Source organism: Reyranella sp. (assembly GCF_052439685.1).
Classification (GTDB): Bacteria; Pseudomonadota; Alphaproteobacteria; order Reyranellales; family Reyranellaceae; genus Reyranella.
This window is the reverse complement of the sequence record NZ_JBQVQG010000036.1, coordinates 36,781-49,831: the sequence shown is the minus strand read 5'-3', so window position 1 is coordinate 49,831 and position 13,051 is coordinate 36,781. Positions and strand designations below refer to the sequence as shown.

The 13,051-nt window shown below is 67.6% G+C and carries 10 protein-coding genes; 6 read left to right on the top strand and 4 right to left on the bottom strand.

Annotated elements, in window-relative coordinates:
• The 3 genes from ACT6UX_RS27430 to ACT6UX_RS27420 all read left to right on the top strand — a co-directional run.
• A partial coding sequence (locus ACT6UX_RS27430; RefSeq protein WP_444778333.1) for an MATE family efflux transporter occupies positions 1-946 on the top strand: 946 nt, incomplete at its 5' end.
• Between the two features lie 56 nt (positions 947-1,002).
• A complete protein-coding gene (locus ACT6UX_RS27425) occupies positions 1,003-1,686 on the top strand; it encodes a class I SAM-dependent methyltransferase (RefSeq protein WP_444778332.1) in 684 nt (227 codons plus the stop codon).
• 11 nt (positions 1,687-1,697) lie between these two features.
• Positions 1,698-2,111 carry an MAPEG family protein gene (locus ACT6UX_RS27420; RefSeq protein WP_444778331.1) on the top strand — a complete coding sequence of 138 codons (414 nt, stop codon included), beginning with the start codon at positions 1,698-1,700 and terminating at the stop codon, positions 2,109-2,111.
• Here the strand turns inward: ACT6UX_RS27420 and ACT6UX_RS27415 are convergent.
• Positions 2,108-5,611, bottom strand: coding sequence for an FAD-dependent oxidoreductase (locus ACT6UX_RS27415; protein ID WP_444778330.1), 3,504 nt, complete (start codon positions 5,609-5,611; stop codon positions 2,108-2,110). The genes ACT6UX_RS27420 and ACT6UX_RS27415 overlap by 4 nt on opposite strands.
• Positions 5,612-5,761: 150 nt before the next feature.
• Here ACT6UX_RS27415 and ACT6UX_RS27410 point away from each other — a divergent pair, with 150 nt between their 5' ends.
• Complete coding sequence (locus ACT6UX_RS27410; RefSeq protein WP_444778329.1) at positions 5,762-6,748, top strand: COX15/CtaA family protein; 987 nt, start codon at positions 5,762-5,764, stop codon at positions 6,746-6,748.
• A gap of 1 nt (position 6,749) precedes the next feature.
• On the opposite strand, the gene ACT6UX_RS27405 is transcribed toward ACT6UX_RS27410, so the two are convergent.
• From ACT6UX_RS27405 to ACT6UX_RS27395, 3 genes are read right to left on the bottom strand one after another with little or no spacing between them, the layout of a single operon-like run.
• On the bottom strand, positions 6,750-7,586 hold the full coding sequence (locus ACT6UX_RS27405) for a 4-(cytidine 5'-diphospho)-2-C-methyl-D-erythritol kinase (protein WP_444778328.1): 837 nt from the start codon (positions 7,584-7,586) through the stop codon (positions 6,750-6,752).
• Positions 7,587-7,602: 16 nt separating this feature from the next.
• A complete protein-coding gene (locus tag ACT6UX_RS27400; protein WP_444778327.1) occupies positions 7,603-9,393 on the bottom strand; it encodes a tetratricopeptide repeat protein in 1,791 nt (596 codons plus the stop codon).
• Positions 9,394-9,398: 5 nt separating this feature from the next.
• Positions 9,399-11,054 carry an electron transfer flavoprotein-ubiquinone oxidoreductase gene (locus ACT6UX_RS27395; RefSeq protein WP_444778326.1) on the bottom strand — a complete coding sequence of 552 codons (1,656 nt, stop codon included), beginning with the start codon at positions 11,052-11,054 and terminating at the stop codon, positions 9,399-9,401.
• A 117-nt stretch (positions 11,055-11,171) separates the two neighbouring features.
• On the opposite strand from ACT6UX_RS27395, the gene ACT6UX_RS27390 reads away from it, so the two are divergent.
• Both ACT6UX_RS27390 and ACT6UX_RS27385 read left to right on the top strand, forming a co-directional pair.
• Positions 11,172-12,200, top strand: coding sequence for a homoserine O-acetyltransferase family protein (locus ACT6UX_RS27390; protein WP_444778325.1), 1,029 nt, complete (start codon positions 11,172-11,174; stop codon positions 12,198-12,200).
• Entirely contained in the window at positions 12,197-13,045 is an 849-nt protein-coding gene (locus ACT6UX_RS27385; protein WP_444778324.1) for a uracil-DNA glycosylase, read from the top strand. Before ACT6UX_RS27390 ends, ACT6UX_RS27385 begins: the two co-directional genes overlap by 4 nt.
• The last annotated feature ends 6 nt before the right edge of the window (positions 13,046-13,051 follow it).

Sequence of the window (13,051 nt, the reverse complement as noted above, 5' to 3'; positions counted from 1 at the left end):
CACCTATTCCCACGTGCTGTTCACGGGTTCGATCTTCATCTGGGCCAACTTCTTCCTGTCGGCCCTGCTGCGCGGCGGCGGCGACGCGGCCACTCCCGGCCGCTACATGCTGATCTCGTCGGCCGCGCAGGTGCCGCTCTCCTACGTGCTTGCGCTGGGGTTCGGCGGCTGGTCGGGCATGGGCATGGCCGGCCCCGCCATCTCCTCACTGCTGACTTCGGCGGTCTCAGCGCTGCTGCAGGCGCGCGCTTTGTGGGGCGGTAAACTGGGCTTCGTGCCGGCCACCACAGGCATTCCCCTGCAAGGCCGGCTGTTCTGGGAGATCCTGCGGGTCGGCCTCATCGCCTCCTTTTCCGCCTTCACCGCCAACCTCACGGCCATGCTGGTCACCGGGCTGGTGGGCCGCTTCGGTATCGCCGCCCTGGCCGGCTACGGCATCGGCGTGCGGCTGGAATTCATGCTGGTGCCGCTGGCCTTCGGCATAGGCTCGGGCCTCACGACGATCGTGGGCGTGGCCGCCGGCGCCAACGACTGGCGCCGCGCCGTCCGCGCCGCGTGGATCGGCAGCCTGGTCGCGGGCTTCGGCATCGGCGTCTTCGGCTGGCTCGTCGCGCTGTTCCCGGAAGGCTGGGCCCATCTGTTCACCAACGACCCCGATGTGGTCGCCGCCACCGTGGCCTACGTGACGCGTGTGGCGCCCTTCTATTTCGTGTTCGGCATCGGCATGACCTTGTCCTTCGCCAGCCAGGGCGCCGGCCGCATGAAGGCCCCCTTCGCCGCCGGCGTGACCCGACTGTTCGTGGCGTCGTTGGGCGGCTGGTTCGCCATCGAGCAACTCGGCTGGGGCCTGCCGGGCGTGTTCGTCGCGATCGCCGTCGGCATCGTCACCTTCGGCAGCCTGATCGCAGGCCCGCTCCTGATCCATCCCTGGCGCGGGCGAGCCTGATTAGGGCGAGCGTAACAATGGCATGATAGGCTCGCTTCTTTCCGAAGGAGGAAGCGATGCAACGGTCTTCCATCATCCGGACCTGGAACCGCAACGCCGCCGACGAGGAGGCGATGGGCGCGGCCCATGCGCCGATCTGGCGGCGCATGATCGACGTTTCCGTCTACGAGGATCTCCGTCCGTCGACCGTGCTCGACTATGGCTGCAACCAGGGCGGCTTCCTGCGGATGCTGTACGACCGTCACCCGTTCAAGGCCGCGACCGGAATCGACATCGCGCGGGAGTCGGTGGACCGCGCCGAGCTGCTGAAGGGTCACCGCCCGATCGACTACAGGGTGAGCGAGAGTGCGGCCACCCTCGGTCTCACCTTCGACTTCGCCTTCAGCCACGAAGTGCTCTACCTGCTGCCCGACCTCGCCGCGCACGCGACCGACATCAAGGCGGCGCTGAAGCCGGGCGGCACCTACGTCGCGGCCATGGGCTGCCACAAGGACAGCGCCGTGTGGCCGCGCTGGCGCAAGCTGATCGCCGAAACCTCGTCGATCCCGCTCTACGACCACTCGCTCGACGCCGTCGCCAGGGCGTTCAGCGACGCGGGTTTCCATGTCGGCGTGCGCCCCCTCGACCTCGACGCCTTCATGCCGGTGACGGTGGGCAGCGAATATTTCCCAAAGGTCGTGGACCAGCTGCGCTATTACAGTCAGGAGAAGGTCCTGTTCCGCTTCGTGCGCGCTCCTTAAGAGGTCCCCTCATGGCAATGCCGGCCCTGCCGTTCGTCACCGCCTTCTATGCCGCCCTCACCGGCCTCCTCTGTGTGCTGCTCGCTTCCCTCGTGATCCGCCAGCGCTTCCGGAGCCGGGTCAGCATCGGTGACGGCGGCGATGCCGCGATGAGCCGCATGAGCCGCGTCTTCGGGAACTTCGCCGAATACGCGGCCCTGGTGCTGGTCCTTATGGCACTGCTCGAAATCTGCGGCGGCTCGCGGGTGCTGGTCCATGCGCTGGGCATCGGCTTCATCGTCGCGCGTCTGGCGCATGCCTTCGGCCTCGCCCGGACGGCGGACACCAATCCCGGCCGGGCGGCCGGGATCGTGCTCACGCTGCTCGTGATCGTCGTGGCGTCGATCGCCCTGGTGGTGATCGTGGCACGGAAGATCTTCGTCTAACCACGAACGCCGATCTGGCGCAGCGACCTGTCGATCCAGAGGGCGCCGATCTTTTCCTGCACGGAGTTCTGGCGCAGGCGCTGGCGCAGGTTGTTGAAGTCGACCAGGTCGAGCCGCTGGTCCTGGTTGAAGCAGGAGAAGACCACCGTCTCCTTGCCGGTCTCGGGATCCCGGTGCAGCTGCAGGCACTGGGCGCAGATCTCCTTCATCATGCATTGCATGGGGGAGTTGATCGAGCCGAAGGCCACGTGCTCGGGCTTCAGATACGGCTTCAGCGCCGCATGCCGCGCCAGCCGCACTGCGTTCATCATGCCGTCGGAGCCGATGGCCACGATGCGATCGGCCGCACTGTAGGGAATCGGCTGGTCGCCGAGTTCGCCCGACGCATAGAGGCGCATCGCCTCGACGATGTTGGTGACGGCCGACTTGTCCTGCGGCCGGCCCGGGGCGAAGCCCGGCGCCTCATCGCAGCACCAGACGACGACGTCGGCCGCAGCCTCGATCTCCTCGACCTTGTAGCGATCGATCACGCGCTTGTAGCCGGCGAAATAGAGCACCTTGCTGCCGGCCTTGCGGAAGGCCTGGCCGATCGAGAAGAGCACGGCATTGCCGAGCCCGCCGCCCACCAGCACGACGGTCTCGCCCGGCTCGATCTCGGTCGGCGCACCGGTCGGCCCCATCACGATCACCGGCTCGCCGGGCTTCAGCATCGCGCAGAGGTCGGACGAGCCCCCCATCTCCAGCGCGATCAGCGACAGCAGGCCCTTCTCCTTGTCGACCCACGCACCGGTCAGCGCGAGGCCCTCCATGGTGAGCAGGGTGCCCTCGGCCTTGAGCGAACACGCTTCATAATTCTGCAGGCGATAGAACTGGCCCGGCTCGAAGTTGCGGGCCGCCGCCGGCGCCTCGACGATGACCTCGATGATGGTCGGCGTCAGCCGGTCGACGCGGACCACGCGGGCGCGCCACGAGCGGTTGGCTTCGTCAAGGATCTCCGCCGGCGTGTGCCTGGGCGCCGGCAGCGCCGTCATCGCTCGCGTCAGCACCGGATAGCCCTGCTTGGCGCCGCCCATCGCCTTCACGACATTGCCGGCGAACGAAGGATGCAGGTCGCCGAAGAAGGACATGAAGCGGTCGTCGGCATGGCGGTACATCAGCACGCGCACGTCGCCGGGCTTGCAGACGCGTTCGGGAGTCACGGGATTACCCGCCTCGTCGAGGGCGCGGAAATACTTGCCATCGATGAAGGCATGCGACGCGTCCTCGCGCGCCAGCACCGTGTTGGGCTGCGTGCCGGCAGCGACGAGGATCGTGCGGGCTGGAAGAGTCGCCTCGACTCTGGCGCCACTCTGCTCGCCCGCGACCTTCAGCGCCTTCGCCTGCCCGACCTCGTCGATCTCGACCGCGACGGGCGACAGGCCTTCGACGAAGCGGATGTCCTCCTCAAGCGCCTTGAGCACTTCCTCATGGTTCAGCGTGTAGGACGGCGAATCGATCAGCCGGCGACGATAGACCAGCGACACGCCGCCCCAGCCGTTCACCAGCTTCGTGATCGCGGGCTCACGTCCCTCGCGCGCTGCCAACTCGCGCTCGGCACGGATGGCCTGCGCGTGCGCGATGAACTCGTCAGCGATCTCACGCTCTTCCGGCGACCAGTTTACCCCGACCGCCGCAGCGCCACGTTCCGCAACCAGCGTCTCGTGACGGGCTAAAAACTTCTCGACCTGCAGCGGATAGTAGGCGAGCGATTCGGTCGCCGTGTCGATCGCGGTCAGACCGCCGCCGATCACGACGACCGGCAGGCGAATCTGCAGGTTGGCGATCGAGTCCTTCTTGGCGGCACCCGTGAGCTGCAGCGCCATCAGGAAGTCCGAGGCCGCGCGCACCCCCCGCGCCAATCCGTTGGGCAGGTCGAGCACGGTGGGCTTGCCGGCGCCGGCGCAGAGCGCGATGTGGTCGAAGCCCATCGCGAAGGCGCTCTCGACCGTCACCGTGCCGCCGAAGCGCACGCCACCGAACATCGAGAACTGCGCGCGCCGCTCCAGCAGCAGCCGCACCATCTTCAGGTAGTTCTTGTCCCAGCGCACGGTGATGCCGTACTCGGCGACGCCGCCGAAGCCCGCCATCGCGCGCTCGCCGAGGTTTTCGCGCAAGGTCGCGACGTCCTTCACCGCCGCGAACGGTACGCGAGCGCCGTCCATTCCAACGCCCGACTGTGCTGCCGGCAATGGCTCGATTTTCAGCCCGTCGATGCCGACCACGGTGTGGCCGTCGTTCATCAGATGATGCGCAAGATTGAAACCGGCGGGCCCGAGACCGACCACGAGCACGGTGCGCCCGGTCGAGGAACGCGGAATCGGGCGCTGCAGATTGAGCGGATTCCAGCGCGTCAGCAGCGAGTAGATCTCGAAGCCCCAGGGCAGGCCCAGCACGTCCTTCAGGGTGCGGGTCTCGACCTGCGGGATGTCGACCGGTTCCTGCTTCTGGTAGATACAGGCCTTCATGCAGTCGTTGCAGATGCGGTGGCCGGTGGCCGCCAGCAGCGGATTGTCGACCGCGGCCATCGCCAGCGCGCCGATGGAGAATCCCTCGCTCTTCAGGAGGTTCATCTCCGAGATCTTCTCTTCGAGCGGACAGCCCGCGAGCGTCACCCCGAACGGCGACTTCTGGAACGCGCCGGTCTTGCGATCCCGCAGCCCGCGCGAGCAGCTGTCCTTGCCCTGGTTGTGGCACCAGATGCAGTAGTTGGCGTGGTCGAGGGCGCGCACGAGATCGAAGCCCTGGTCGGTGAGGGCAAAACCCTCGCGGTGCCGCAGCAGCGGTCGCGGCAGCTTCATGCGCGTCACACCGTCGACGATCTCGGTCTCGATCGGCACCAGATGCTCGAAATCGAGCTTGTGCGGCACCTTGAACAGCGGCCCATCCTGGTGCCGCTTCTTGCCCTCGGGATGATGCAGCGCCCAGGCGGCGTAGCGCGTCAGGGCCTCGACCTCCGGCGTCGGTGCCTCGACCTTGAACTCGGCCCCGATCGCCTCCCGAACCACGAGCGCGAAGGCCAGCTCCCAGGCTTCGAGCCCGGCCTCGATGGTGACGGGGAGGCTAACGGCTGCCGTGACGGCGGTCCCGTCCAGGGCGGCCGCGACCTCGGGTTTGAGAGCACGGGCGACGTAGCGCTGCACGAACAGGCGCTTGCAGTCGTAGAGCGGCGCGAGGCGTCTGTGGCGGGCGCGCAGTTCGGCCGCTTCGAGGGCGACCCCGAACAGCGCCCCGATGAAATCCTCGAGCGGGCGCGCCAGCTCGATCAGCAGATTGGATTCGTCCTTCGCGGCCATCGCGTCGGGCGCGGCCCGCGCCGCCAGCAGGCGGGCATGGACGTCGACGTTCGCGTCCTTGAGCCAGTCGACGAAGGCGGCATCCAGTCTGACCAGGCCTTCGCGATCGTAGAAGTCACTGAAGCTCGACCCGAAGGTGACCGGCGGGGCCAGCGGGGACGCATGCATTGCGATGTTCCGGACTGATGGATGAAAATTGTTCGTATGCGAACCGTTAAACAACGCGAACGGCAAGCGCAAGACACTCGGGCGGCGCCGTCCTTCGCGACATTTATGCCTGATGACGCCGGCCCCCGCTTCCCCCATGTTCCGCCGGCCATGCAGCAAGTTCCCGCCTCCGTGCGCCAGTGGCTGATCGTCGTCGCCGGCATGATCTTCTTCATGATCGTGATCGGCGCCCTGACTCGGCTCACCGAATCGGGCCTGTCGATGGTCGAATGGCGGCCGGTCACCGGGTGGCTACCGCCCCTCTCCGACACGGCGTGGCAGGCGGAGCTGCAGAAATACCTTTCCTCGCCGCAGGGTCGCCTGGTGAACCGCGACTTCACGGTGCCCGAGTTCCGCGAGATCTTCTGGCTGGAGTACATCCACCGCCTGTGGGGCCGGCTGATCGGTCTCGTCTTCGCCCTGCCGCTGGCCTGGTTCTGGTGGCGCGGCGCCCTCACCTCTTACCTCAAGCCACGCCTGTTTGCGCTTCTCGTGCTGGGCGGCCTGCAAGGTGCGCTGGGTTGGGCGATGGTGGCCTCGGGTCTGATCGACCGGCCCTCGGTCAGCCACTACCGCCTTGCCGCCCACCTGCTGCTCGCGATCGTCCTTTACGCCTACACGGTCTGGCTGATCCTCGAACTCAGTCCCCGGCCGGTCCGGCGCGACGACGCCAAGACCGCGCGCAAGGCGACAGCGCTGATCGCCTTCCTGCTGGTCGTGCTGGTCTGGGGCGCCTTCATGGCTGGCCTGCGCGCCGGCACCGCGCACAACACCTTCCCCGACATGTCGGGCTACTGGATCCCGCCCGGCCTGTTCGACCTCTCGCCGGCCTGGATCAACTTCTTCGAGAACGGCACGACCATCCAGTTCGTCCATCGCTGGCTGGCCAAGCTGCTGGTGCTCGGCGTGCTGGTCATGGCCTGGCGAGCGCCGCGCTCGGAAACGCTGGCCGCGGCGGCGATGGCCTTCGTGCAGCTCGGGCTCGGCATCGCCACCATCCTGAGCGGCGTCAGCATCCCTATCGCCACGATGCACCAGGCGGGGGCAGTGCTTCTCCTGACCACCCTGCTCGTCGTCCGGCACCGCGCCAGGGCGTAGCTCAGGCCAGGCGGCCGGCGTGCCGCCACCAGGACGCTGGAAGCAATGAGGCCGCGCGGTCTGCTTCGGCGATCGAGCCGTAGAGGGCGAAACAGGTCGCTCCACTGCCGCTCATCGCGACATGGGCCGCTCCCCCGCTGTGCCGCAGATGGTCGAGGACGACGCCAACCTCCGGCCGCAGCGAGATCGCGGCTTCGGTGAGGTCGTTGCCGCGACGCCCGAGGTCGTGCGCCAAGTCGTCCAGATCGCGCCAGCCGCCGGCAAGTGGCCGCGCCGGAGAGAAGTCTCCGCGCCGGGCGCCGAAGACGGCGGGCGTGGGCAGTGCGACCCTGGGATTGACCAGCAGGATGGCGCAGGCCGGCAAGGCGGGAACGGGCGCGAGGCGCTCGCCGATACCCGTGGCCAGCGCCGGCCGGCCGGCGAGGCACATCGGCACGTCGGCGCCGAGCGTGGCGGCAAGATCGAAGAGTTCCTCCTCGGGCATCGCCACACGCCACAGGTCGATCAAGGCGAGAAGGGTCGCGGCGGCATCGGCCGAGCCGCCGCCCAGTCCGGCTGCCACCGGGATGTGCTTGGTGAGACGGAACGCGGCGCGCGGGGCCAGCCCGGCACGACCGGCCAGAAGGCGCGCGGCCTTCAATACGAGATTGTCCGAATCCCCTTCGAGCGCAGGCGCTTCAGGGCCCACGACCCTCAGCGACACGGTCGAAGCAGGCGCGACCTCGATCTCGTCGGCGAGATCGGTGAAGGCTACCAGCGTGTCGAGCAGATGAAAGCCGTCGGCGCGGCGTCCCACGACGTTCAACCAGAGATTGACCTTGGCTCGCGCGAGCGGCACGCCTCCTGCCCTTCGATCAGCCGCCCTGCTTGCTGTCGGCGGCCTTCTCGTAAACCGTCGGCTTGTCGTTCGACGGGTTCAGTCCGTTGGCGATCTTGTCCTCAAGGACCGGCAGCCGGTCCTTGTCGGGCTTCTGATGCAGCGCGCGCTCCCACTGGAAGCGGGCCTCGCGGCGGCGGCCGACATGCCAGTAGGCGTCGCCCAGATGATCGGTGATCGTCGAGTCGTCGCCCTTCTGCTCGGTCGCGCGCTCGAGCCACTCCACCGCCTTCTCGTACTGGCCGAGCCGGTAGTAGGCCCAGCCGACGCTGTCGGTGATGGAGCCGTCGTCCGGCCGCAGCTCGGTCGCCCGCTCCAGCATCTTCATGCCTTCCTGCAGGTGGAGGCCCTGGTCGATCCAGCTGTAGCCGAGATAGTTCAGCACATAGGGCTGCTCGGGCGACAGTTCGAGCGCCTTCTTCATGTCGGCTTCGGCCTTCGGCCAGTTCTTGGTGCGCTCCAGCACGATGCCGCGACCGAAATAGACCTGCCAGTGCCGCTCGTCGGGCTTGCCGAGGCGCGAGATCGCGGTGTCGTAGGCGGCGACCGCCTCGGCGAAACGATCCTTGCCGCGCAACAGGTCGGCGAGCGTGAGGGCCGCGTCGATACGATCCGGCTTTTCGGCGACCAGCGTCCTGAGGCGGGCGACGGCCTGGTCGAACTTGTCTTCCTGGGCGTCGAGCGCCGCCGTCCGCAGCCTCGCCTGCCAGTAGAGCGGCGAGGTCGGAGCGATCTTGCCGAGGGCGGCGACCGCCTTGGGGATCTGGCCGAACTGTTCGTAGACGCCCGCGATCATCAGCCAGGCGAAATCCTGCTCGGGCTTCAGCGCCGTCGCGAGCTGATAGAAGATCAGGGCGAGGTCGGTGCGCTGGTTGCGTGGGTCGGCCGCGAGGATTCCGCCGATGTCGAACAGGATGTCGGCGATTCCCGAGGCCGGCGACGGCGGCTTGGGCATCGGGGCGTTGGGGCCCATCAGCCCATCCATGACGACGGAGTCGCTGTAGCGCTCGCCGTAGGTCTTCAGGATCTCACGCGCGTCGTCGCCCTTGCCGAGGCGCCGCAGCCCTTCGGCCACCGCGATCGTCGTACGCAGACCGTTGCGGTCGATCGATATGGCGCGGCGGTACTTTGCCTCGGCCGCGTCCTTGTCGCCCGCCATCTCGTCGATCTGGGCCTCGATCACCAGCGCCGGCGCCTCGGCGCGCTCGCCGGCTGCGGGCTTCAGCCGCGAAAGGAACGAACGAGCCGCCGCGAAGTCCTTCTCGCCGGCCTTCAGCCAGGCCATCACATATTCGCGCAGCGCGCCCAGCTGGTTCTCGGCGCCGATCTGCGTGAGCTGACGCTCGGCCGCCTTGTAGTCGCCCTTCTTGACCGACTCGATCGCCATCACGAGGTTGGCGAAACCGTCGCCGGGGCGGGTCGACAGCACGGCGGGCGCCAGTTCGGCGGCGGAATCGATGCGGCCCGCATACATGCGCAGGCGGAACACGGCATAGATCAGTTCCGGATCGAGCGGCGTCAGCGCCAGCGCCTGATCCATCTGGTCGGCTGCAGCTTCGTAATCGTGATCCTGCTCGCCCACCCGGGCGGCGAGGTAGCGGCCCTGCAACGAGATCGGGGCCAGCAGCCTCCCGGGCTGGATGGCGGGCGGGCGGGTCGTCGGCGCGCGGGCGCCGCCTTGCGGGGCCGGGCCCTGCTGGGCCTGGCCGGGGAGAGGAAGAGCGAACAGCAGCGCTGCCGAAAGCAGCGCAAAGGGGGTGCGGTTCATCAGGCTCACATGTTGGGGTAATTGGGGCCGCCGCCACCTTCGGGGACGGTCCAGTCGATGTTCTGCGCGGGATCCTTGATGTCGCACGTCTTGCAGTGCACGCAGTTCTGCGCGTTGATCTGGAAGCGCGGCTGACCGTTGTCGGCCGTCACGACCTCGTAGACACCCGCCGGGCAGTAGCGCTGTGCGGGCTCGGCATAGAGCGGCAGGTTCACGGCGATCGGGATCGACGGATCGCGCAGCTTCAGGTGAACCGGCTGGTCCTCCTCATGGTTGGTGTTCGACAGGAACACCGAGGAGAGCTTGTCGAACGAGATCACGCCGTCGGGCTTGGGATACTGGATCGGCTGGAACTCGCTGGCCGGCCGCAGCGTCTCGTGATCGGCCTTGTGGTGATGCAAGGTCCACGGCACGCGCAGCCCGAGATCGTGCAGCCACATGTCCATGCCGCCATAGAGCGTGCCGAGCGTGGTGCCCCACTTCAGCGCGGGCTTCACGTTGCGTACCTTGTCGAGGTCCTTCCAGATCCACGACGCCTTCAGCTTCACAGGATAGGCGATCAGCTCGTCGCCGCCGGTCTTGCCGCCGGCCAGCGCCTCGAAGGCCGCTTCGGCCGCCAGCATGCCGCTCTTGACCGCGTTGTGGCTGCCCTTGATGCGCGGCACGTTGACGAAGCCGGCCGAGCAGCCGATCAGCGCGCCGCCCGGGAAGGTGAGCTTCGGGATCGACTGCAGCCCGCCTTCGTTGATGGCGCGCGAGCCATAGACCAGCCGCTTGCCGCCCTTGAGATACTTGGCGACGTCGGGATGGGTCTTGAAGCGCTGGAATTCGTCGAACGGCGAGAGATAGGGGTTCTCGTAGCTGAGATGCACCACGAGCCCAATGGCGACCAAGTTGTCGCCGAAATGGTACATGAACGAACCGCCGGAGCTGTTGGTCTCCGACAGCGGCCAGCCCTGCGAGTGGACCACCAGGCCCTTGCGGAAGGTGGCGGGATCGACCTGCCACAGTTCCTTGATGCCGATGCCGAACTTCTGCGGATCGACGCCGTCGCGCAGGTCGAACTTCGCCATCAGCTGCTTGGCGAGCGAGCCGCGCACACCCTCGCCGATCAGCGTGTACTTGGCGTGCAGCTCCATGCCGGGCGTGTAGCTGTCCTTGTGCTTGCCGTCCTTGCCGACGCCCATGTCGCCGGTCGCGACGCCCTTCACCGAACCGTCCTCGTGGTAGAGCACCTCGGCGGCGGCGAAGCCCGGATAGATCTCGACGCCCAGCTCTTCGGCCTGCTGGCCGAGCCAGCGGCAGACCTCGCCCAGGCTGACGATGTAGTTGCCGTGGTTGTTCATCAGCCGCGGCAGCAGGAAGTTGGGGAAGCGGTAGGAGCCGCTCTTGGTCAGGAAGAGGAACTGGTCATCGGTGACCTGGGTCTCGAGCGGCGCCCCTTTCTCCTTCCAGTCGGGAATGAGTTCGTTGAGGCCGATCGGATCGACCACGGCACCGGACAGGATGTGGGCGCCCAGCTCGGAGCCCTTTTCCAGCACGCAGACGGAGACTTCGTGATTGCGCTGGGCGGCGAGCTGCTTCAGGCGAATCGCCGCCGACAGTCCGGCCGGACCGCCGCCTACGATCACCACGTCGTATTCCATCGCCTCGCGCGTCATGCTGTATCGCCCTGCAATTCCATTTTCCGGGTGGACGCGCGCCTGTCGGACGGCAATCCTTTGATTTAGATAGCGTGTCGGGGGCGGGATCGCCACCCGCTGAAAAGGGGAATTCCTGTGCCTGAGTTGACCGATATCGAGAGCAAGACCTTCTCTGCACGCGATTTCCGGCTGGAAAGTGGCAAGACGCTACCCGTCCTCGAACTCGCCTATGAAACCTACGGCACGCTGTCGCCCGCCAAGGACAACGCCATCCTCGTCGTGCACGGCTACACCTCGTCCCATCACGCTGCAGGCAAAAATGCTGCCGGCAAGCACGGCCGCGGCGTAGCCGAAGGGTCGGCCGGCTGGTTCGACGGGCTGATCGGGCCGGGCAAGGCGATCGACACCGACCGCCACTTCGTCGTCTCGGTGAACGCGCTCGGCTCGGCGCACGGCAGTTCCGGTCCCAACTCCATCGATCCCGGCACCGGCAAGCCCTACGGCCCGACCTTCCCGGAGATCACCCTGCGCGACATGGTCGCCAGCCAGAAGCTGCTGGTCGATTCCCTGGGGCTCAAGAGCCTCGTGGCCGTGGTCGGCCCCTCGATGGGCGGCTTCCAGTCGTTCCAGTGGGCTGCGTCGTATCCGGGCTTCATGAAGGGTATCGCCGCCTCGGTTACCGCGCCGCGCGCGCCCGGTCGACTGGGCGGGCTGGAGGCACTGCAGAAGCGGCTCGCCAGCGATCCGAACTGGAACGGCGGTTGGTATTACGAGAACGGCGGGATTCCGGCCGCGCTGGAGCAGATCCGCTACGAGACGCTGCTGAACTACGGCCAGGGCGAAGCCGAGGCCAAGGTCGCCGCCAAGAGCTGGGCGCAGATCTACGATGGCCATTCGCTGGTCACCTTGCGGCGCGCGATCGACGGGTTCGACATCACCAAGCAGTACGACCAGCTCAAGCAGACCAAGGTCCTCTACGTCATCTCCAAGACCGACAAGCTGTTCGACCTCACCGACTGCGCCGCCCATGCACTCGACATGCGCAAGGCGGGAGTCGACCTGACCTATGTCGAGATGCCATCGGAGAAGGGCCATATGGCGAGCCACGCCGACGCCGCGATGTGGGCACCGATCCTCGCCGCCTACATCAAGAGCCTGCCATGACCGAGGCGGCGTTCGCTCCGCAGGACGCCGCCGCGCTGCTGCGCTGGTACGTCGATCACGGGATCGACGAGACGATCGGCGAGGACGCGATCGACCGCTTCGCGCTTCCGCCACCGGCGGCGGTGGCCGCCGCTCCCGAGCGCGCCTCGGCGACGCCCGCCGCGCCGACCCCGATCCGCGCGCCGTCCGCACCGGCGGTCGCGCGCGCGCCCATTCCCCTGGAATCGCCGCAGCTCGCGGAGGATGCGCGCGAGATCGCGCGCCGGGTGACCACCATCGCCGAACTCGAGGAGGCCGTGCGCGCCTTCGAGGGCTGCGCCCTGAAGCGCACGGCCAAGAACACGGTGTTTGCCGACGGCGTCGCCGGCGCGCCGGTGATGATCGTGGGCGAAGCGCCGGGTGCCGACGAGGATCGCCTCGGCAAGCCGTTCGTCGGCGTGAGCGGCCAGCTCATGGACCGCATGTTTGCCGCCATCGGCATGAGCCGCGAGCGCGACCTCTACATCACGAACATTCTCTTCTGGCGGCCGCCGGGCAACCGCACGCCGACCCTGTCGGAGCAGGCGACCTGCCTCGCCTTCACCCGCCGCCATATCGAACTGGCCCGGCCGAAGGTCGTGGTGCTGGCCGGCGGCACAGCGGTGAAGGCCGTGCTGAACACGGCCGAGGGCATCACCCGCCTGCGCGGCAAGTGGACGACGCTCACGCTCGACGACGGCAGCGAAGTCCCGGCCCTCCCGACCTTCCACCCCGCCTACCTGCTGCGCACCCCGGCCAGCAAACGCCAGAGCTGGGCCGACCTGCTGTCGCTCGACAAAAGGTTGAAGGATCTGGGCGTTCGCTGAAGCGAG